This is a genomic window from Anaerobacillus sp. QJM3NY_17 (assembly GCF_056173665.1).
Genome location: NZ_CM149685.1, coordinates 2,067,175 through 2,089,309, shown reverse-complemented (window position 1 = coordinate 2,089,309; position 22,135 = coordinate 2,067,175). Strand labels below are relative to the sequence as shown.

Sequence of the window (22,135 nt, the reverse complement as noted above, 5' to 3'; positions counted from 1 at the left end):
CTACTCTGTTGGTAAAACAAGGCTCTAACAACTTTCATTAGAAAGAGGTGTCTCCAAAAGACAACTACCGTTCTACCCCATCGCTTGTTTAGCAAACGCTAATAACTTCCTTCTTCATGAGGGTCTTATCCTATCGGATAGGGCCCTTTATGCATTTTCTTTCACATGCTGATGTGCTAAACTAATCTGAATTGCGATTTGCTCTGGCGACGTACCTCCATAGCTTTTTCTTGCATTCATCACATTAGCAGGCTTAAGCACTTCAAAAACATCTTCTTCAAATAATGGCGTAAATGATTTAAATTCTTCCATTGTAAGATCAAGTAAAAATTTCTTTCTCTCGATACCGTAAAGAACAATTTTTCCAATGACTTCATGTGACTCGCGGAACGTCATTCCTTTATTCACAAGGTAATCCGCAATATCGGTTGCATTAGAGTAATCTTCATTAACTGCTTGCTTCATGTTTTCTGTCTGTACTGTCATTGTTTCAATCATAGGCGCCAAAAGTTGAAGAGCGCCATCAAGCGTCTTAGCTGTATCAAACATGCCTTCCTTGTCTTCCTGCATGTCTTTGTTATAAGCAAGCGGTAGTCCCTTTAATACCGTTAACAAGCTAAACAAATTCCCATAAACACGACCTGTTTTCGCACGAAGAAGTTCAGGAACATCCGGATTCTTTTTCTGTGGCATAATACTCGATCCCGTACAGAAAGAATCGTCTAGTTCGATAAATTGGAATTCCTGACTGCTCCAGATCACCATTTCTTCCGACAAACGGGACATGTGCATCATAAGCATGGAAGCATTTGAAAGAAACTCAACAATAAAATCACGATCACTAACAGCGTCCATGCTATTCGGATAAACGGCGTCAAAACCTAACAGTTCTGCCGTGCGATGACGATCAATCGGAAAGGTTGTTCCAGCTAGTGCGCCTGCACCAAGCGGTAACATACTCGTTCTCTTTAAGCTGTCTTGAAACCTTTCCTTGTCACGTTCAAACATCCAGAAATACGCTAGCATATGATGAGCAAATGATACGGGTTGAGCACGCTGCAAATGTGTATAACCTGGTAAAACAGTTTCAACATGAGATTCAGCCTGGCTTAGAATCGCCTGCTGAACCTCTTCAATATGTGAAATAAAATGGTCAACCTTTTTTATAAGGTACATATGCATATCCGTTGCAACCTGGTCATTACGGCTTCTACCGGTATGCAGCTTTCCTCCGACAGGTCCTATTTCATCAATAAGTGCTTTTTCAATATTCATATGAATGTCTTCTTGAGATACATCGTATTCAAACGTCCCATTCTGAATGTTCTCAAGAACAACGTGTAAGCCTCGCTTGATTTCTTCCATGTCAGAGGAACTAATCACACCGCATTCACTAAGCATCTGAACATGGGCCAGACTGCCTTCGATATCTTCTTCTGCTAGTTCTTTATCATACTGGATCGAAGCTGTATATTCTTCTACAAGCTTATTCGTTTCTTTCGTAAAGCGTCCACCCCATAGCTTAGACACACTAACATCTCCTTATTGAGTTACTTTTTGTTTCTTATGAACTTCCGCATTCACTTTTGTAGGTAATCCCCATAGTTTAATGAATCCAACTGCAGCGTCATGATCAAAGAGATCACCTTTAAGATATGTTGCAAGTTGTTCGTTATAGAGAGAGTTCTCTGATTTACGTCCAACTACTGTATTTGACCCTTTGTGTAGTTTAAGACGAATCTTACCACTTACTACTTTCTGGGTTTCGTTAATGAACCCTTCAAGCGCCTGACGAAGTGGTGAATACCATAAACCATCATAGATCAGTTTTGACAGCTGCTGATCAATCGTCGTTTTGAACTGTGATACTTCACGAGTATGTGTTAGAAATTCTAGTTCTTTATGAGCGTTAATCAAAATGAGCGCGCCTGGATTTTCATATACTTCTCTTGATTTAATCCCAACGAGACGATTTTCAATATGATCAATACGTCCAATACCGTGGACGCCGCCGATTTCATTTAACTTCTCAATAAGATCAACTAGCCCCATCTTTTGGCCATTAAGTGCTGTTGGGCAGCCTTCTACAAAATCAATTTCAATGTATTCCGGCTCATCAGGTGTTAGGTGAATTGGCGCTGTCCAATCGAATGCGGCTTCTGGAGCCTCAGCCCACGGATCTTCAAGTACACCAGCTTCACATGCACGTCCCCAAATGTTGGCATCAATTGAAAATGGATTATCAAGTTTAACTGGAACCGGGATCCCTTTTTCTTGTGCGTAAGCAATCTGTTCATCACGCGTCATTCCCCATTCACGAACAGGAGCGATCACTTTCAAGTCCGGATTCAACGCTTGAATCGATACTTCAAAGCGAACCTGATCATTTCCTTTTCCTGTACATCCATGTGCCACTGCCGTAGCTCCTTCACGTTCAGCCGCTTCAACGAGAAGCTTTGAAATGAGGGGACGTGACAGTGCTGAGGATAGCGGGTATTTCCCTTCGTATAATGCATTTGCTTTTAATGCGGGTAAAAGATAGTTCTCAGCAAGAAGTTCTTTCGCTTCAATCATATAAGCTTTTGAGGCACCCACATTCAGTGCCTTTTCCTTTATCGTCTCTAGATCTTTCCCTTCACCTACATCAAGTCCAAGAGCAATAACCTCGTATCCATATTTTTCTTCTAACCATTTTATCGAAATGGAGGTATCAAGACCTCCGGAATAAGCAAGAATGATTTTCTCTTTTGCCATGTCATCCACTCCTTATCTTTGTATTAATATCTATGATAACGTATATTTATTCAAATTGCACGAAAAAAATTTAACTTTTTAATAAAAGTTTCAAAAGTGCTTTTTGAGCGTGAAGACGATTCTCTGCTTCCTGGTATACAACTGAATGAGAGCCATCGATAATTTCCGCTGTAACCTCTTCTCCTCTATGCGCTGGAAGGCAATGCATAAAGATGTAATTTTCATCAGCATTTATGCATAACTCCTCATTCACCTGATAAGGTTCGAAAACGCCCTCGCGTTCAGCTTGCTCGTCTTCTTGCCCCATACTCGCCCACACATCGGTAATCAAAACATCCGCATCCTTAGCAGCTGCAAGGGGATCAGCGGTTACTTCGACGACTGAACCATTTTCTTTTGCTACTTCGTTCGCTTTCGCTACGATCGCTTCATCTGGTTCATACCCTGCTGGACAGGCGATCGTGAAATTCATGCCCACTTTCGCTGCCCCTTCAATAAGTGAATGAGCCACATTGTTTCCATCTCCAAAATAAGCTGCTTTCAATCCACTTAAATGACCTTTATGCTCGATAATCGTTAGTAAATCAGCAAGAATTTGTGCTGGATGATGTGTATCTGTTAATCCGTTAATAACTGGAACGGAAGAAGCTTTCGCAAAACGTTCAATCGTCTCATGGCCAAACGTTCGAATCATTACTCCGTCAAGGTACCCTGCTAGCACATTAGCGGTGTCTTCAACCGTCTCACCTCTTCCAAGCTGAATGTCTTTCGAACTAAGAAACAAAGCATGCCCGCCAAGCTGAAGCATCGCTACTTCAAATGATACACGCGTTCTTGTTGATGACTTTTCGAAGATCATCCCAAGCACCTTTCCTTTTAATTCTTCATGAGGTATCCCTTCTTTTTGAAGTTTTTTCAACTGTTCAGCTTCTTGCAAAAGATAATGAATCTCCTCACTGCTAAGTTCAGCGATCGATAGAAAATCTTTCCCCTTCATTCCTTCTGCGATTTCATTTTGCGTTTTTACCGACTGCATCATTCAATCATCCTTCCTGCCCGATTGGAGTTTCTTTCATTTGGTGCCAATGCGCTAGACTGTTGACTTCAAGTGTCTTCGATCCTTCTAAGACCAATAACTGAAGCGTGTCAAGATGCGTAAAACATGGAATTTTATATCGTGTGGCGAGTGCGCGCATTTGAAATCCAGTACGTTCTTTTTCTCTGCCGATTGTCGGAATCGATACAACTGCGCTTAGCTCTTCTTTCATTAGCGTCTCAATTTCATCTAAATCTTTTTTTATCACGGTTGATTGGATGCCTTTGTCATTTAACAATTTGGCTGTTCCAGATGTTGCGTATATTTTTACACCTTTTTCTTTAAGCTTCATTAGTACATCACATGCAGCTTCTTTATGCTCTTCACTAATTGAACATAGGATGGAAGAAGGTAGCTTATTCGGATCCCATGTTGGTACAATCGCTTTTCTTAATGCTTCTTCCGATGTTTTTGCCATAGCAAGAACTTCTCCTGTAGACTTCATCTCTGGTCCAAGCACATGGTCAACGTTTTTTAACTTTCCATTTGAGAAGATAGGAAACTTCACAGTGTAATAAGGCTTCTCTTCTAATAATCCCGTTGCTTCTAATGAGTTACTTTGCAATTGCGCTTTAATCGCCCATTCAACCATTGGAATGTTCGTTACTTTACTGATAACGGGTACCGTTCTCGAAGATCTTGGATTAATTTCAAGAACATAAATGATGCCTTGATCGATGACAAATTGAATATTCATTAACCCTCGACATTCGAGCGCTTGAGAGAGCTTTTCAGAATACATCGTAATCGTTTCTTTCTGCTTCTCTGTAATGGATACAGGTGGATAAATCGCTGTGCTATCTCCAGAATGAACGCCCGCTCGTTCAAGGTGCTCCATAATGCCAGGAATGGCGATTGATTCTCCGTCGCAAATCACATCGACCTCACATTCAATTCCTTCCACAAAGCGGTCGAGAAGGAATGGCCACATTTTCTTTGAACTGCTCTCTAATTTTTGCGTATACCGTTTCAATTCATCCATATGACGGAAGATAAACATGTTTTGTCCGCCTATCACATAGGAAGGTCTTACAATGATCGGGAATCCTAACTCTGCGGCAAGCTCCTCCATTTCATCTGGCTTGTAAGCCATTTTCCCTTCAATATAAGGAATCGAAAGAGAATCCAACAATTGATAAAATTGATCTCGGTCCTCAACTTTATTAATGTTCTCAACAGGTGTTCCGAGGATTGGAACTCCGCGCTCGTGCAACTCTTCCGCTAAATTAACAGCTGTTTGACCACCAAATTGTACGGCCACTCCTATAATATGTTCCTTTTCGATAACCGCAAGAACATCTTCAAGTGAGAGCGGTTCAAAGTAAAGACGATCGGCAACGCTATAATCTGTACTAACCGTTTCTGGGTTATTATTCATAACAATCGCACGATAGCCTAACTTCTTCACTGCTTGTGTCGCGTGAACGGAGCAATAGTCAAACTCCACACCTTGCCCGATTCGAATGGGCCCTGAACCAAGAACGAGGATGCCTGGCTCACTGATCTGCTCCATCTCATCGCTCCCTAAATACGTAGAGTAGAAATAAGGCGTGATGGCTTCAAACTCCCCTGCACACGTATCAACTTGCTTCATTCCCCTCTGAATGCCAGCTTCTTTACTCATACTCATGATCGAATCGATCGTTTTTCCAGTTACTTTCGAAATGTAAGCATCACTAACGTTTAATTGCTTAACATGAATCAATAATTCTTCAGAAAGATCGGTTTGATTCATTATCTTTACTTCCGCTTCCACAATTCGCTTCACCTTATGAAGAAACCAGCTATCAATGGCTGTAAGTGATTTGATGTCCTCTACAGAATAACCTCTTCGAAAAGCTTCACTAATTAAAAAAAGTCTTTCATCTGTTGGCGTTATTAGCTGTTCATTTAAATACTCTTGACTTACCTCTTCATATAAGCCTGTTAATGATTGATGACCACTCTCTAGAGATCGAACAGCTTTGTTTAAAGCACCTTCAAAACTTCGATCAATTGCCATCACTTCTCCGGTTGCTTTCATCTGCGTTCCGAGTACGCGATCACCTTCAGGAAACTTATCAAATGGAAACCTCGGTATTTTGACAACTAAATAATCAAGGGCAGGTTCGAATGCTGCATACGTATTACCTGTAATTGGATTTGGAAGCTCATCTAATGTAAAGCCAATGGCACATTTTGCAGCCATACGTGCAATCGGATAGCCAGTAGCTTTAGAAGCTAATGCAGACGAACGACTTACCCGCGGATTCACCTCAATGATGTAATAATCGTTTGATTCAGGGTTTAATCCAATTTGAATATTACAACCACCAATAACGTCAATGGCACGAATCACTTTCAACGAAACGTTTCGTAGCATCTGGTATTGGTAATCATTCAGCGTCTGAGATGGTGCAACAACAATCGAATCCCCTGTATGAATTCCAACAGGATCCATATTTTCCATGTTACAGACGATCATGCACGTATCGTTTTCGTCACGCATCACTTCATATTCGATTTCTTTCCAACCAAGCATGCTTTTTTCAATGAGTACCTGGTGAATAGGACTTAAGGAAAGGCCACGATCAACAATTTCAAGCAAGGCGTTGTCATCAGCTGCAAATCCACCGCCTTCACCACCCATTGTATAGGCTGGGCGAACCATAATCGGATAGCCAATTTCTCGAGCGAATGTTAATGCCTCTTCCCTTGTCACGGCAATTTTCGACTCAGGTACTGGTTCGCCAATATCAAGCATGAGCTGTCTAAACTTCTCACGGTCTTCCCCATTTTGAATAGATTCAACAGAGGTGCCAAGAAGTTCCACATTCAACTTTTCTAGAATTCCTTTTTCATAAAGCTGTACGACAAGATTTAAACCTGTTTGACCACCCAGTGTGCCAATGATGCCATCAGGCTTTTCTTTTTTGAGGATTTCCTCTACATAAGGAAGCGTCATTGGTTCCATATAAACATGATCCGCGATTGATGAATCCGTCATAATGGTGGCTGGATTGCTATTTATTAAAACTACCTCAATCCCCTCTTCTTTTAGCGCCAGGCACGCCTGTGTACCTGCATAATCAAATTCCGCTGCCTGACCAATGACAATAGGGCCAGATCCTAAAATGACAACTTTTTTTAACTCTTTACGTAAAGGCATAATGCTGGTCTCCTGTTCTCGTAATCTGGTGCATAAATTCATCGAATAAAAAAGCTGTATCAGATGGTCCCGCATGTGCTTCAGGATGGAATTGCACCGATTGAATGTTGTAATGTTGATGTTTTAATCCTTCAACGGTTCCATCATTTAAATTAACAAAAGTAAGCGCAAACCCTGTATCTTCTAAGGTCTCCTGTACGACTTCATAACCATGGTTTTGGGAGGTGATAAACACTTTCCCCGTCTCCAAATGCTTCACCGGGTGATTCGACCCCCGATGTCCAAATGTTAGCTTTCGAGTGGACGCCCCGTGTGCAAGAGCGAGAAGCTGATGACCAAGACAAATCCCGAATGTTGGATATTTTTCACTAATAAGCCGGATCGTTTTAAAAGTTGCAGATAATGCTTCAGGATCTCCAGGACCATTACTTAACACCACTCCGTCTGGTTGTAGGTTAACAACTTCCTCAAAAGTTGTATTAAATGGCATGATTGTTACAGCACAACCAAGAGATTGAAGGGACGTAAGAATTGATTTCTTATACCCGTAGTCCATTAGCACGATATGTGGTCCCTCACCTGGATAATGTGATTTTTCTTTTACTGATACATTTGGAACAAAAGATTTCTCTGATTTCCATTCAACGTTGTTACTAGGAAATTCAGCCGTTATCTGTCCTTTCATTGTTCCATAATCCCGTAGCATTTTAACGAGGGCTCGTGTGTCTACACCTGTTAAAGAAGGAATTTCATTCTGTAATAAACCATTTGAGAAGGAACCTGTTGCTAAATAATGACTAGGTTCCTCACACTGCTCTCCTGTAACAACACCGTGAAGATGAAGGTGTTCACTTTCACTATCAAGTTTATTTATTCCATAGTTACCGATTTGTGGGTAACAGAAGACGATGATTTGCCCGGCGTAAGAAGGATCAGATACAATCTCTTGATATCCAGTCATGCTTGTATTGAAAACAACTTCACCAGAAGCTTCTAAAGCCCCTATTAGATCGCCTTCAAATACTGCTCCGTTTTCTAATACAAGATAGCCCTTTTTCATGCCTTATCCTCCCCTTCAGTTGACTTAAAAACGTCGGTTAGCTTCTCCAAAAATTGCTCTACTTCCTTCTTACTCACATTAAGAGGTGGAAGAATGCGAATGACGTTAGGTCCTGCACTTAAAACCAGAACGTCTTTTTCTCTAAGCTTACTAACAAAAGGCGCGGCATCCGCCACTTCAATTCCTAGAAGTAAACCTAGTCCCCTCACTTCATTAATGGAATTGTGCTGCTCCGACAAACTTTTTAATTCATTTATAAGCATGTCTCCCATTTCTTTTGCGTTGTTAAGTAAAGAAACAATCTTTTTTACCGTCGAAGTTGCAGCGGCAGAAGCAAGTGGATTTCCCCCAAATGTACTTCCGTGAGTTCCTGGACCAAATGTTGACGCTACGCTTTCCTTCGCAAGCATCGCACCAATCGGGAATCCTGAACCTAACCCTTTTGCAAGCGTCATAATATCTGGTTCAAACCCATATTGCTCATGAGCAAATAGCGTTCCGGTTCGGCCCATCCCGGTTTGCACTTCATCAACGACGATAAGAATATTGTTCGATTTACAAATCGACACAAGCTCCGAAATCCACTCCTGATCTGCTGGACGAACGCCTCCTTCTCCCTGGACGAGCTCTAACATGACGGCTGCTGGTTTTAGTTCCTCGATTTCTGATAAACGATCAGAATCGTTGTAAGGAAAATATTCAAAACCAGGAAGCATAGAGCCAAATCCATCTTGAAGGTTTGGTTGAGCTGTAGCGGAAAGGGAACCTAGCGTTCTTCCATGGAAGGACTTTGTGAACGTTGCAATTGTTTCTTTACCGCTCCATTTTCGAACGAGCTTAATCGCTGCTTCATTCGCTTCCGTACCACTATTACAGAAGAACACCTGGTCAAAACAGCTTTCCGCCGTTAACACGTCAGCGAGTTCCTGCTGTTTTGGGATATGGTATAAATTCGAGCAATGCCAGAGGAGATTTAACTGATCTGATACAGCTTTTTTGATCACTTCTGGTTGATGACCAAGATTACATGTGGCAATTCCGGAAGTAAAATCTAGATATTTTGTTCCGTCTTCACTATATAGGAAGCTTCCTTCACCTTTAACGGCAGTAATCGGAAGTCGATTATATGTTTGCATGATGCTTGTTTGTGACGTTTCAGTTAGTGACATTCTAAAGACTCCTTTCGAACAATTCGCGTTCCAACAGGTTCATGTGCGACTGCTTTTAGCAGGGCATTCTCTTCTCGACCATCAACAATAATAACCGAGGAGACTTTATCCGAAAGAGCGGCAATCGCTCCTTTCACTTTAGGGATCATTCCACCAATAATCGTGCCTTTTTCTATTAAACTTGTTATTTTTGGCTCATCTAGCGTTCTGAAAATAACTTTTTGCCCATCAATTTCTTCATACACACCCGGTGTATCGCTAACGAGACAAATATCTGCACGCAGCGCCTGAGCGACAGCTGATGCGGCTTCATCCCCATTAATATTAAGAGGTTCGAAAGATTCATCCGTACTGATTGGTGAGATAATAGGTATGTACCCAGCTTGAGAGAGTTGTTCAATTAGTGATTTATCTACATGGATGACTTCCCCAACACGGCCGAGTGATTCATTAGACTGTTTGCATGTAAACAGCTTGCCGTCTACGCCACTAATGCCAATGGCTTTCGCTCCTGCATGGTGGATCTTCCGCACGAGCTGTTTATTCACCTTACCGCTCAGTACCATTTCAACTGTATTGACCATCTCATCTGTTGTGACACGTAGTCCATCGACAAATGTTGTCTGAATTGATAGTTTATCAAGCATCCTTGAGATTTCAGGGCCTCCACCATGAACGAGTACCGGATGATATCCTTGTTTTTTCATAGCTACTAGGTCAAGGTAAAATGATTCTGGAAGCTGATTTAATATACTTCCACCACATTTAATAACAAAATACTTTTGATTATGTTCTGTAGGAGGCATTGATTCTGACATAATCATAAGAAAGGTCACACCCCCATGCCGTTGCTTCTTCATTACCGTTATGCAAATCAATATAGATATGAATGTTCTCGTTTTCTAAATAGGTTTTTGCCTCTTCCTCACTAAATTCCGTTGTTATACCATAATCCACTACTTTAATGGGTCCAAGTGATATGGAAAGAGAATCTTCTTGAACAGATTCACCACTGTACCCAATAGCACATACAATACGTCCCCAGTTTGCATCGGTTCCATATATGGCTGTTTTTACTAAACTAGAACCTACAACAGATTTGGCAATGGCTTTCGCACCGGTTTCTGTTTGAGCACCTTTTACGTGAACTTCAACGAGTTTTGTAGCCCCTTCGCCATCTTTAGCGATCAATTTCGCTAACTGTTGACAAACATACTCTAGTGAACTTAAGAACGTTTGCCACTCAGGATGACTTTCTGATAACGCTTCATTCTCCGCCTGACCATTTGCTAGAAGAAGGACCATATCATTTGTACTCGTTTCACCGTCAACTGTGATCATGTTATAAGTCGTGTCAGTCACAGAGCTTAATGCGGACTGAAGAGCGTTATTTTCTACTTCTGCATCGGTCGTTACAAAAGCCAGCATCGTGGCCATGTTTGGCTTGATCATTCCTGATCCCTTTGCAGCACCACCAATGGTGATGTCTTTTCCATCAATCTGACACGTTACGGCTACCTGTTTTGTCATTGTATCTGTCGTAACGATCGCTTCAGCAAAATCGGTGCCACTCGTTTTTTCTGCATAGCTTGGAATGTGATGAATCCCTTTGATAATGGCTTCCATGGGCAAATACTCCCCAATGACCCCCGTCGAAGTAACAGCCGTTTCCGTTTCTTTTAGACCCATCACAGTTGCGAATTGTTTTCGCATTTCATATGCGTCCTCAAGGCCTTTCTTTCCTGTAAACGCATTGGCGTTTCCTGAATTAACAACTAGGCCTTGAAGTTTTCCATCTACTAAACTTTCTTTTGTCACTTTTAATGGCGGTGCCTGGAAAGTATTCATTGTAAACACTCCTGCAGCATTCGCTGGTACAACCGATTTAATCCAGCCAAGATCTTTACGCTTTCGTTTTAAACCTGCATGAAACCCACCAGCTTGAAATCCTTTAGGAGAAGTAACTGTGCCCTCTTTTACGATTGAAAAAAGTTCCTCACTTACAGTCGATGTTGCCAAAGCATTCAACCCTTTCGTTTAGTAGATTTATGGAAATACTGGAGATAAACTAAGACCTGCCGTCTCAGAATAGCCAAATCGTAGATTCATATTTTGTACCGCTTGACCAGCAGCACCTTTCATCAAATTGTCAATCACCGAGATGATCGTTAAGCGATTTGTTCTCGGATCTACAGAAAGACCAATATCACAGTAGTTAGAACCGGAAACACCTTTTGTGGAGGGCCATTTCCCTTCAGGCATCACGCGAATAAAAGGATGATCTTCATAGATTGATTGGTAAAGATCAATCACTTCTGCTTCGGATCGATCATGAGATAGATTGACATACATGCTGCACATCATCCCTCTTGTAAGCGGGACGAGGTGAGTAGAGAATGATACATTTACATTTTCACCGATTTGATTCAAAATGACTTGTTCTATTTCAGGGATATGCTGATGTTTGCCAAGTTTATATGCTGATACATTTTCATTAACTTCAGAGTAATGGGCTGTCAGACTCGTTTTACGTCCTGCGCCTGAAAGTCCCGACTTTCCATCTATGATTAAAGACGATGGATCAGCCCACCCTTTTTGAATAATTGGAAGAATACCTAGTAGCGTTGCCGTCGGATAGCATCCTGGATTGGCAATTAAATTTGCGGATTTAATGTCTTCTGAATAGTATTCCGATAATCCATATACCGCTTCTTCCAAAGCTCCTTCTGGTGGAGATGAATGGTTATACCACTTTTCGTATAAATCTCCACTCTTTAATCGGAAGTCTCCGGATAAATCGATCATTGGAACACCCGTATTTAGTAGTGAAGGAACAGATTGACTGCTCACGCCAGCTGGTGTTGCGAAGAAGATAACATCTGACTCGGAAGCAAGCTTCTCTGCATCAAGTGCTTCAAACTGACTTACTTGTATATTCGTGAGATGTGGGAAAACATCATGGACATTTGTTCCTGCGTTAGATGGAGATACAATTGTATTAATTTCTACTTCAGGGTGACTAAGCAATAAGCGAATTAATTCAAGGCCGCTATATCCGCTAGCACCGACTATACTTGCTTTCACTATTTCCACTCCCTCTTTCATTGCTTATTGAATGATTATACATATATAAGTATATATATACAACAGGTTTTTTATTATTTTTTCAAATTTATGAATTTGTCACAACGTATTAACAAGCGCAACTTGTTTATCATCCTGATAAAGAGTGTGTTAGGTGAGAAAATTAGTTCAAAAAAAGCATGCCCCTATGAAAGGCATGCTTAAAATTACTTCTTTTCAAATTCAAATGTTAGTTTTTTCTCATCCGGGCTCCATACAAGCGCGGCATTAAACGTCCCTTTTTTACTTTTCAGCCCTTTGATTACATTGGATTTTCCTTCAGTTAGAATTTTTTTAGCGTTCGTTTGCGAAATAGGTTTACCAAGAATTCGTTTGGAGATTGTAAACGGGCAACTTGTTTTAGCATAACTACTACACCCAAATAATTTCCCCTTATCCAGTACGTCAGAACCGCAAAGTGGGCATGTGCCAACCTTTTTTCCTAGTGATTTTTTGGATGGCTGTGCTTCTATCTTAATATCTTTTAAATCCCATGATGCAGAAGATTCAACTGCATCGGAGGTTAGCTTCGCTGCAAGTTTCTTCACAGATTCCATGAACGCTTGTGGAGAAGCCTCGCCACTTCCAATTTGTTTTAGCCGCTGCTCCCATTTCGCTGTCATTTCAGGACTTGAAAGAACGGCATTTCCGATCGAATCGATCAATAACATGCCTTTTTCCGTTGCATATACCTGGTTTTTTACAACATCGATGTATTTGCGATCTTTGAGCATTGTGATGATGCCCGCTCTAGTCGCTTCAGTCCCAAGTCCTTCTGTGTCTTTCAAGATCTTCTCAAGAGATTCATCATCTAGATGCTTACCGGCCGTCTTCATCATTGTAATAAGCTGTCCTTCAGTAAATCGTTTTGGCGGCTGTGTTTTGCCTTCTGTTACTTCTACAGATACAACTTTACCTTGTTCGTTCTTTTCAATAGGTGGTAACTCTTCATCCTTCTGACTCGATGGGATAATTCGTTGCCATCCTTCCTGAATTCGCACCTGTCCTTTTGATTGGAATAGGGCTCTATTATCAACGAGGGTGAGCACAGTTGTATAATCGACAATCGATGCCTCTTCGTGCGCCGCTAGTAAACTTCGTGCGATTAAATCATATATTTTAGCTTCATCACCTGATAATTTATCCAGGTTTGGCACCTGTTCTGTTGGAATGATCGCATAGTGATCACTTACTTTCGCAGCATTCACAAATCGCTTGTCCGTTAAGAGCGAGTCACGTTTTAGTGGAAAATACTCTTGATAAGCTCGCTGCTTCTGAAGCTTTGATAAAATCGAAGGGAATTCTGCCGCTTCATCCTTGGTGACAAAACTAGAATCACTTCTTGGATACGAAATGTTCCCCTTTGTGTAAAGCTTCTGAGCAATATCCAACGTTTTTTTCGGTGAAAATTTATAGCGCTTGTTGGCAGTAGACTGAAGAGATGATAGTTGATACAAGAAGGGAGCTTTGTACTGCTTCCGTTCTTTCTTAACCTCACTCGCTAAACAGTCCTTATTTTCACAAAATTGAGCAATGGCTTGGGCCATTTCGGGCGACTCAAGTCTCGTTTGATCTTCATTGATCCATTTTCCAACAATCATTTTTCCATTGTAATCAAATGTGCCCTTCACTTCCCAAAACGGCTCTGAATTAAAGTTCGCAATCTCTTTCTCTCGTTGAACGACTAATGCTAGTGTAGGCGTTTGAACCCTTCCTGCAGAAAAAACATCCTGTAACCCTTTTTGTTTAAAAAGAAGTGTATACACGCGTGAGGCGTTAATTCCTACGACCCAATCTGCACAAGATCTTGCATAAGCCTCGTAATAAAGATTACGCGTTTCTGTTTCTTCTAACAGTGATTGAAATCCTTCTTTTACTGCACGTTCTGTTAGTGAAGAAATCCAAAGTCGCTTCATTGGTTTCTTGCAACGAGCCTGATTCAAAATCGTACGGACGATGAGTTCACCCTCTCTCCCAGCATCACCCGCGTGAATAATAGATCCTACTTCTTTTTTGTTAACGAGTTCTTTAATGACATTAAATTGTTTCCATTTTCCTTTCGTTACCTGATATTTAAATTGTGTCGGAATCATCGGAAGGGTTTGAAGAGACCACTTCTTCCATGAAGATTCGTATGTTTCAGGTGGAACGAGTTCACACAAGTGTCCTACAGCCCAAGTCATATAGGCTCCATCAGGAAAATCAGGATTAGGTTTAATATAGAGATATCCTTGTTTTTTTTCGGTTGGATAAGGGGCGGCAAGACGCGTTCCCTGATCTGGCTTTTCGGCGATAATACAAACAGCTGCCAAAGGTAACATTCCTCTCTCAAAAAAATACGCTAGCTATTAGTATATCGTACATGTGATCGTATATGGTAGTAGGTGTTTTAACGTTCCTAACTATATTCAACTATCGCTAAGGCGCTTGGATCAAAAGGATCCTGACGAATGCTAGTAGATGGAATTCCGAGCAGCACGTTTTTATTATCAGATTGAACCGCTTCCTCTTCTATAACAATTGGTATGTTTTCATGAACAAGGCTCACAATTTTAGGGCCATCCTCTTTTGATACCTCGAAATTCAAAACTTTCGTACAAAAGGCTAGCGCTTGTTTCATATTAGGTACTTTCACGGTTACACACTCACGTTGTTTAACAATAAACCCCCTCCTTTTCAGATCATCCCTATAAAATTCCATATAAAGAAGACTTCCCCCTTCTTTTTGTCATAGCATTAGTTCTAAGGTCGATTCTCTATTGATTCACAAATCAACATGTCCATTAAAAAAGTCAACAAAAAAACTTCCAATCGCTATTTTCCTTCAGTAAGCGATTGGAAGATGAGACTCCATCAATATTAAAGAAGGACACTTTTCTCAATTTCTCTCATTTGATAGAAATAGCCCTTTATTTTCATCAATTCTTTATACGTACCACTTTCTACGATTTGCCCTGAATCCATTACGATAATTTGATCCATTTGTTCAAGATTGTTTAAACGATGACTGACCAGTAGAAGCGTATCCTCTTTCGCTTGTTCAAAAAGATGCTTGAGAATTGACCTTTCAGTAAGAAGGTCGACTGAGGAAGTCGGTTCATCTAATAACCAGACTCGTTTACCCTTTAAGAAGGAACGGGCGATAGCGAGGCGCTGTTGCTCACCACCAGAAAGGTTCGATCCTTTTTCGTGCACGCTATAATCGAGAGAAAAGTGTTCTAGCTGGACAGCTTGAAGACTTTCCATTAACTTTTCATCGGATAATGACTCTCCGGCTAGAAGCAAATTATCACGAATCGTACCTGAAAAGAAATGATTTTGTTGCAGGACGACATTCGTCTTGCTCCAGATATTCTCTTCGGAAAGCGATTGAATGGAACGATCATTCATCTCTAATGCGCCACTTCCCTCAAAGAACTTTAAGAAAAGTTGTAATAGAGTCGATTTTCCAGAACCACTTGGTCCAACAATAGCCGTTTTTCCTCCTGCTGGAATATGAACCGTTACATTAGTTAATGACTTTCGTATTTCATTGGGATAAGAAAAAGTGACATTTCTTGCCGACAGAGAAAAAGCTTTCTCATTCGGAAGATCCACCTTTTCTTTCTCTTCCACCCTTGGCTTCCCTTCTACAGATGACAGTCTTTTCGAAGCTACTATGCTATCTTGCAAATAAGCAGGCATGATAGCCAATGGCACTGCGTTCTCAAAGGACGTTAAAAAGATCAGGACAAGCATGGCGAGAAACACGCCATCTAGTTCTCCCGTTATGACAAGATATGAACCGATCCCAATAACACTCCAGGTTACAAATAAAGACACAAATGAATTAACGGCTTGATGAAGCACTTCTGCTTTTCCTTCTTTGCTTTGAGCAATCCCATAGTCATTGGATTTTGTTTTAAGATCGCTTTTCTTTCCTTCAACCTCACTCATGATTTTCAAATCACGATAACCAGCGAAAAACTCAGCTGAATCAGCAGCAAATTCTCCTCTACTTGAACGAACCTTTCGATCCTTTTTTCGAATACTCCACGCAAAGTAACCCGGAATCACAATCCCTGTAAAAATCACTCCGAGTAACATTAGAAGTGCAATTTCGAAAGAATAGAATAGCGTAAACCAAATCGTAACAAGGAATATGAGAATAAAAACTATAGGTGGATAAAAAACGCGAAGGTAAAAATGCTGCAGTCGATCAATATCTCCTACAATTCTACCTAACAGATCTCCACTGCGATATCGCTGTGACAACCCTGCCGCTATTGGCTCAAGTTTTTTATAGAAGGAGACGCGCATGTTGCTTAAAATGGAAAACGTCGCGCGATGAGAATATATCCTTTCAAAGTAGCGTCCAGCTGCGCGGGCAAGTCCAAAAAATTTCACAACAGCTGTTAAAATCGCTAATGCAAACACAGGTAACGATAAGGCTGCCTTCGAAATTAAATAGCCGCTAGAAGCAAACAAGGCAACAGCTGTTATCCCCGCAATAAAACCAAATAATATCGAGAGGAGGATATCCCATTTCTCTGTCAGCATCTCACGCCATACAAATGCTAGCTCTCTCATAATGTGACCTCCCCCTTCTGCGTATCAACCATACCACGATACAACTCACTTGAAGCGTAAAGTGATTCATCGGTTCCTTCCGCGATCAAGTTTCCCTTATCAAGAAGTATAATATGATCGGCATTTCGTATTGTATGGATACGGTGTGCTACAGTAATAATTGTTGCGTTTTTTGATAGTTCTTTGATCGAAGTATGAAGAACTTTCTCTGTATATAAATCAAGTCCCGTTGTTGGTTCATCAAATAAAATAATCTCTGGTTGTTTTATAAATGCTCGAGCAAGCGCAATTCTCTGCTTCTCTCCTCCAGATATCCCTCTTCCGGATTCACCAATAACCGTCTCATAACCATTTTCAAGAGAAGCAATAAACGAGGAAATACCAGCTTTCTCAGCCGCCGCTTCAATTTGTATTTTATCAGTACTTTTTGATCCAATCGCGATATTTTCAGCGATCGTTCCAGTAAACAAATACGGATTTTGTGATATAAAGCTTATCTTTGAAAACCAGCTTTCTTCTTCTAAACTTGTTAGGGGAAGTTCGTCGGCGGTAATGGCACCTTCTTGAGGTGGAAGCAATCCACCAAGCAAATTCAAAAGCGTCGATTTTCCAGATCCACTCCGACCAATCACGGCCGTATTGCTATAAGGTTTAATAGTTAGATCAATAGAGGATAACCCAAATCCACTCTCCTGATAGCGATAGGAAACGTTCTTAAACGCCAACAGTGGTGGCCTCTCCTTCGTTTCAAGTAATCGATCTCCCCATTTCATTTCGTCACTTTCACGATGAAGTTCTTCACTTACCTTTTTCATTGCACTCATGCTACCTCTACCAGTATGAAAAGCACTGCCTAGTTCCTTTAGGGAAAGATAGAACTCAGGAGCAAGCATAAGAAGGAAAAAGGCTGTAGCAAAAGACATGCTATTAAACACAATGAGACGAAGACCAATCTCAAGAGCGATAATCCCAATGCTTAACATTGAAATAAGCTCAAGCATAAGGGATGAAACAAACGCAACCTTAAGAACTTCAAGCGTTGCATCTCGATAATTCAAGCTACTTTCTTCCATAATCGAGCGATATTTCTTCGATTGACGAAACAAGTTCAACGTAGTCAAACCCTGAATTGTATCAAGAAAGCGACCAGAAAAAACGGTCATCTGCTCTAGCTTCTCCTCGGATTTTTTCTGAGTACGAATGCCGATAATAATATAAAAGAGTGGAATAAATGGAGCCGTCACGATCATTATTAGCCCTGTTTCAATATGCTGAGTTGAAACTGCGATTAGAATAAAGAAAGGAATAACCGCCGTTTTAAACACTTGTGGAATGTATTGACTATAATAGGAATCAATCTCATCCACCGCATCTAGTAAAACGCTCACTTTCTGTCCAGATTGACCCTGGTAAGACGTTAGAAGTGCGTCTCGAGAAAATTTATTCAAAAGCGCTTCTCTTATTCTTTGTTTCACAATAGTGGCCATGTTTACGCATGCTTTTCCCATTAAATAAGATACGCAAGGGCGTAGCGCCATGACAACCAGTAAGCCAATGAGATACGGTGAAATTTCTGAATATGCTAGTCTCTCAATAAATACCTGATTCACTATTTCTACTGTAAGAAACGCCTGTACAATAATGGATGCGCCAATAATAAGAGCACCTAAAATCATGAACAAGTGTGTGATTTTAAAACCTGAAGCATACGCTTTAAGTTCGTTCTTCACCTGATCCCCCACCTTTAGTTTCACATCAAACATACGTTTGTGAAATATTTCACATTAATTCTTAATTCCTATTGTACGACTTATACAAAGGAGAAGCAAATACTATGCAGCGATCATTTTTTACAATTAAATGAACGAAATATGTGCTAGACTCACCGAGCCAATTCTCATTCAATTGCGGCATTCTTAGATTTAACATTCTTCCTCATTTCCTATTTGCTATAATGAAAGCAGCAGGATAAGAAATGGAGGATTAGCGTGGAACACGAACCTGAATTTGAAAAAACGCGTAAAAATACACACAACCGAAATAAATTAAAGCATTTATTGATTTCTTTTACTCAACCATTACAATCCTTCTTTAAAACCATATGGAAAGGAGCTTCCTATGGCGCTCTTATTATGACAATGCTGCTAATCTTTTCGATTGGGTTTGATTTTCATACTGGACTGGGTCAAATAATGGACGTTATTCTTTTCCTACTAATAGCAGTTGTCAGTACACTGCTCACCGTTAAGATTGGTACATGGTTCATAGAGCATTTCAAAAGATTACCCTCTCTTCTCATTGCAAGTATTGGAGTCTCGCTTGCTATAACCATTTATACATTAGATCAATTTCGTCAATTAGAGAACATCCTTCCGCTCTCCTATCTCTTAATTGCAGTCGGTATCATCCTTGGCGCTATGTTCGGATACCCTCTTTCTAAAGGCATCAAAAAGCCAATGTCTATGATCATGCTACTGTTTGGTGTTTTAGCAACGTCAGCTTTTTCATACTGGTTATTCACACCTGGTTTAATGAATGATCGTCTCTCTATTAATGTAGAGCCGCTCTCACCTGTTAGTGATAACCCTTCAGAATACGGCTCATTTGATGTAACTACTTATACATATGGAAGTGGAAAGGATAAGCAACGTCCTGAATTTGGGGAGCAAGTAGATATTCAAACGATGTCAGTTAACGCTTCAAGTATGATTGGAGAATGGTCCAAAGAACGCGAGTGGTTCTGGGGCTTTAAAGACACCAATGTGCCACTTAATGGACGTGTATGGGTGCCTAAAGGAAATGGTTCTTTTCCTCTTGTCCTTATTGTCCATGGAAACCATAAGATGGAGGACTTCTCAGATGAAGGCTACAATTATTTAGGTGAGTTACTCGCTAGTCGTGGCTTTTTAACAGTATCAGTAGATGAGAACTTCTTCAATTCATCATGGTCTGGTGGCCTCGCAGGAGACATTAATGGACGCGCTTGGTTGCTGCTTAAACATATTGAAGAAATGGAGAAATTATCTTCTCAAAAAGATAATCCATTATTCAACAAAGTGAAGATGGATCAAATTGCTTTAATAGGTCATTCTCGCGGTGGTCAAGCTGCGATTTTAGCAGCAAAATTCAATGACCTTGATCGTTACCCAAATAACGGGAACATGACTTTTGATTTCCATTATAATATTGAATCTGTTATCGCACTTGCACCGACGGATTATCAAACACTTTCAGATCGAAAAATCGAAGTGGATGATGTCAATTATTTATTACTTCAAGGTTCTTATGATAGTGATTTATCGGAATTCGAAGGCGACCGACAGTATAATGGGATTGATTTAACTGGCAGTAAAGAAGCTATGAAAGCAGCCCTTTATATTGATCGCGCCAATCACGGACAATTTAACACAACGTGGGGAGAAAACGATACGTATTTCCCTTTCACGCTTTTATTAAATAAAGAGCCTCTTCTTAAAGGCACTGAACAACGACAAATAGCCCGCACATATGTTGCTGGCTTTCTTGAGGCGACGCTTCATCAAAATGAGTCCTATCAACCGATGTTTGAGGATTATCGCTATGCTCTCGAATGGCTACCTGATACAACATACATTAGTAAATATGAAGATCCTTCGTATCATATCTATAGCACCTTTGAAGAGGACGTTGATGTCACAACAGCGACATCTCCCTATATCACCATAGAGACTAATAGCTTGCTGCAATGGTATGAAGGAGAGCTTGAATTTCGACGCGATAAAGAAAGAGGTACTCATGGGGTCTTTTTGAAATGGGATCATTCCTATTCAAAGAACGGCACATACAAATTAAATTTCAAGAAAGCCCTTCAGGATCCATTTGCTTATACAATGAACAGTTCATTAACATTCACAGCAGCAAACCTTTCAGATCCATCTGACCAGCAACCTGTTGATTTCACAATCACGGCTAGTTCAGATAACGGAGCATCCGCTAGTGTTAAGCTGAGTGACGTCATGCAGTTGCAAGGTGTTCTTCCTATTCAACACACAAAAACAAAATACTTTGAAGAAGGACGTTATGGTGAACCTACTGAACCGGTTCTCCAAACCTTTAATATTCCGATGCAGCGATTCTTAGAAGCAAACAATGCCTTTAATCCGAAGAAGATGAATGCTCTTACATTCGAATTTAATGCATCAGAGAAAGGAAAAGTCTTTATTGATCAAATAGGTGTCAATCAAGGTGATTAACTAAAAAAGGCCTTCCCTCATGACAATGAGAGAAAGCCTTTTTTCTATTATGAAATTTTGCAAGAAGACTGTCCACGCTTAGCAAGATAGCTTTGATGATACTCATCTGCACGATAGAATGAAGTGATTGGTACAATTTGCGTCACAACTGGTTTTTTGAAGCGTCCAGATCGCTCGAGTTTTTCTTTTGCAATCAATGCTATTTCTGCCTGCTCATTTGAGTGGTAAAAGATCGCTGAGCGATAGCGTGTTCCGACATCTTCTCCCTGTTTGTTTAAGGAGGTTGGATTATGATTTTCAAAGAAAACTTCTACAAGTTCTTCATAAGAAATGAGAGAAGGATCATATTCAACTTGTACGGATTCGGCATGGCCTGTTAATTCAGAATAAACATCTTCATAAGTTGGATTAATCGTCTCTCCTCCTGTAAACCCTGCTGAAGTTGAAATAACACCGTTCAATTGTTGAAATAGCGCTTCTACTCCCCAAAAGCACCCTGCTGCAAATGTTGCTTGTTCCACTATGACCACTCCGTTTCCTTTTCTCTGTATGGTTTTATTTGATCGAGCATATATGTTTTCTAATTCATTTAGTGATAACATATAAAGTTGCTTTTCACCCTTCTTATATATCCCTTGTGAGAGAAGGGTCTTAATAAGCTGTTGTTTTCTTGCTTCGTTATCCATTAGTGTATGCAATATCAGTCTCTCCCTCTACTAAAACATATTTCCAAATGAGGGTGCATAAAAAAACCCTCATCTGCTCGAACAGAAGAGGGTTTGGATAGACCGAGCCTCTTCTCATTTTTCGACTTTCGTCGCAGGAATTAGCACGGTTCCAATTGAACATAAGTTCATAGGTCCGTTGCCGAGGTATCTAAGGGCCAGTCCCTCCACCTCTCTGAATAAGAAGATCCTTTAAACAAAGGATTATTAAGTTAGTCCCAATAATAAATGGTTTTAAAACGGATGTCAATACAAAAGT

At 40.5% G+C, this 22,135-nt stretch carries 15 protein-coding genes and 1 riboswitch; of the genes, 1 reads left to right on the top strand and 14 read right to left on the bottom strand.

Going from position 1 to position 22,135, the window contains the following annotated elements:
* Positions 1-147 precede the first annotated feature (147 nt).
* From argH to cydD, 13 genes are all read right to left on the bottom strand, one after another.
* Positions 148-1,530, bottom strand: a complete 1,383-nt coding sequence (gene argH / locus AC0VYV_RS11140) for an argininosuccinate lyase (protein WP_475374855.1) — start codon at positions 1,528-1,530, stop codon at positions 148-150.
* A gap of 12 nt (positions 1,531-1,542) precedes the next feature.
* Positions 1,543-2,754, bottom strand: a complete 1,212-nt coding sequence (locus AC0VYV_RS11135; RefSeq protein WP_283152123.1) for an argininosuccinate synthase — start codon at positions 2,752-2,754, stop codon at positions 1,543-1,545.
* A 70-nt stretch (positions 2,755-2,824) separates the two neighbouring features.
* The gene (gene argF / locus AC0VYV_RS11130) at positions 2,825-3,793 is read right to left on the bottom strand and encodes an ornithine carbamoyltransferase (protein ID WP_475374854.1); all 969 of its coding nucleotides are present in this window, start codon (positions 3,791-3,793) and stop codon (positions 2,825-2,827) included.
* Between the two features lie 4 nt (positions 3,794-3,797).
* A complete protein-coding gene (gene carB / locus AC0VYV_RS11125; RefSeq protein WP_475374853.1) occupies positions 3,798-6,998 on the bottom strand; it encodes a carbamoyl-phosphate synthase (glutamine-hydrolyzing) large subunit in 3,201 nt (1,066 codons plus the stop codon).
* On the bottom strand, positions 6,985-8,058 hold the full coding sequence (locus tag AC0VYV_RS11120) for a carbamoyl phosphate synthase small subunit (RefSeq protein ID WP_475374852.1): 1,074 nt from the start codon (positions 8,056-8,058) through the stop codon (positions 6,985-6,987). The genes carB and AC0VYV_RS11120 overlap by 14 nt, the downstream gene beginning before the upstream one ends.
* The gene (locus tag AC0VYV_RS11115) at positions 8,055-9,227 is read right to left on the bottom strand and encodes an acetylornithine transaminase (protein ID WP_475374851.1); all 1,173 of its coding nucleotides are present in this window, start codon (positions 9,225-9,227) and stop codon (positions 8,055-8,057) included. Before AC0VYV_RS11115 ends, AC0VYV_RS11120 begins: the two co-directional genes overlap by 4 nt.
* On the bottom strand, positions 9,218-10,051 hold the full coding sequence (gene argB, locus AC0VYV_RS11110; protein WP_475374850.1) for an acetylglutamate kinase: 834 nt from the start codon (positions 10,049-10,051) through the stop codon (positions 9,218-9,220). The genes AC0VYV_RS11115 and argB overlap by 10 nt, the downstream gene beginning before the upstream one ends.
* The gene (argJ, locus tag AC0VYV_RS11105) at positions 10,014-11,246 is read right to left on the bottom strand and encodes a bifunctional glutamate N-acetyltransferase/amino-acid acetyltransferase ArgJ (RefSeq protein WP_475367377.1); all 1,233 of its coding nucleotides are present in this window, start codon (positions 11,244-11,246) and stop codon (positions 10,014-10,016) included. The genes argB and argJ overlap by 38 nt, the downstream gene beginning before the upstream one ends.
* 27 nt (positions 11,247-11,273) lie before the next feature.
* Positions 11,274-12,332: an N-acetyl-gamma-glutamyl-phosphate reductase gene (gene argC, locus AC0VYV_RS11100; protein ID WP_475374849.1), complete on the bottom strand. Its 1,059-nt coding sequence runs from the start codon at positions 12,330-12,332 to the stop codon at positions 11,274-11,276.
* 185 nt (positions 12,333-12,517) lie between these two features.
* Complete coding sequence (locus AC0VYV_RS11095) at positions 12,518-14,662, bottom strand: DNA topoisomerase III (RefSeq protein WP_475374848.1); 2,145 nt, start codon at positions 14,660-14,662, stop codon at positions 12,518-12,520.
* Positions 14,663-14,748: 86 nt separating this feature from the next.
* Positions 14,749-14,985: a hypothetical protein gene (locus tag AC0VYV_RS11090; protein WP_475374847.1), complete on the bottom strand. Its 237-nt coding sequence runs from the start codon at positions 14,983-14,985 to the stop codon at positions 14,749-14,751.
* A gap of 224 nt (positions 14,986-15,209) precedes the next feature.
* Positions 15,210-16,919: a thiol reductant ABC exporter subunit CydC gene (cydC, locus tag AC0VYV_RS11085; protein ID WP_475374846.1), complete on the bottom strand. Its 1,710-nt coding sequence runs from the start codon at positions 16,917-16,919 to the stop codon at positions 15,210-15,212.
* The gene (cydD, locus tag AC0VYV_RS11080; RefSeq protein ID WP_475374845.1) at positions 16,916-18,649 is read right to left on the bottom strand and encodes a thiol reductant ABC exporter subunit CydD; all 1,734 of its coding nucleotides are present in this window, start codon (positions 18,647-18,649) and stop codon (positions 16,916-16,918) included. Before cydD ends, cydC begins: the two co-directional genes overlap by 4 nt.
* Positions 18,650-18,907: 258 nt before the next feature.
* On the opposite strand from cydD, the gene AC0VYV_RS11075 reads away from it, so the two are divergent.
* Entirely contained in the window at positions 18,908-21,151 is a 2,244-nt protein-coding gene (locus tag AC0VYV_RS11075) for a hypothetical protein (protein ID WP_475374844.1), read from the top strand.
* Between the two features lie 47 nt (positions 21,152-21,198).
* Here AC0VYV_RS11075 and msrA read toward each other — a convergent pair whose 3' ends face one another.
* Positions 21,199-21,849 carry a peptide-methionine (S)-S-oxide reductase MsrA gene (gene msrA / locus AC0VYV_RS11070; RefSeq protein WP_475367370.1) on the bottom strand — a complete coding sequence of 217 codons (651 nt, stop codon included), beginning with the start codon at positions 21,847-21,849 and terminating at the stop codon, positions 21,199-21,201.
* Between the two features lie 99 nt (positions 21,850-21,948).
* Positions 21,949-22,062: riboswitch (SAM riboswitch) on the bottom strand.
* Positions 22,063-22,135: the final 73 nt, after the last annotated feature.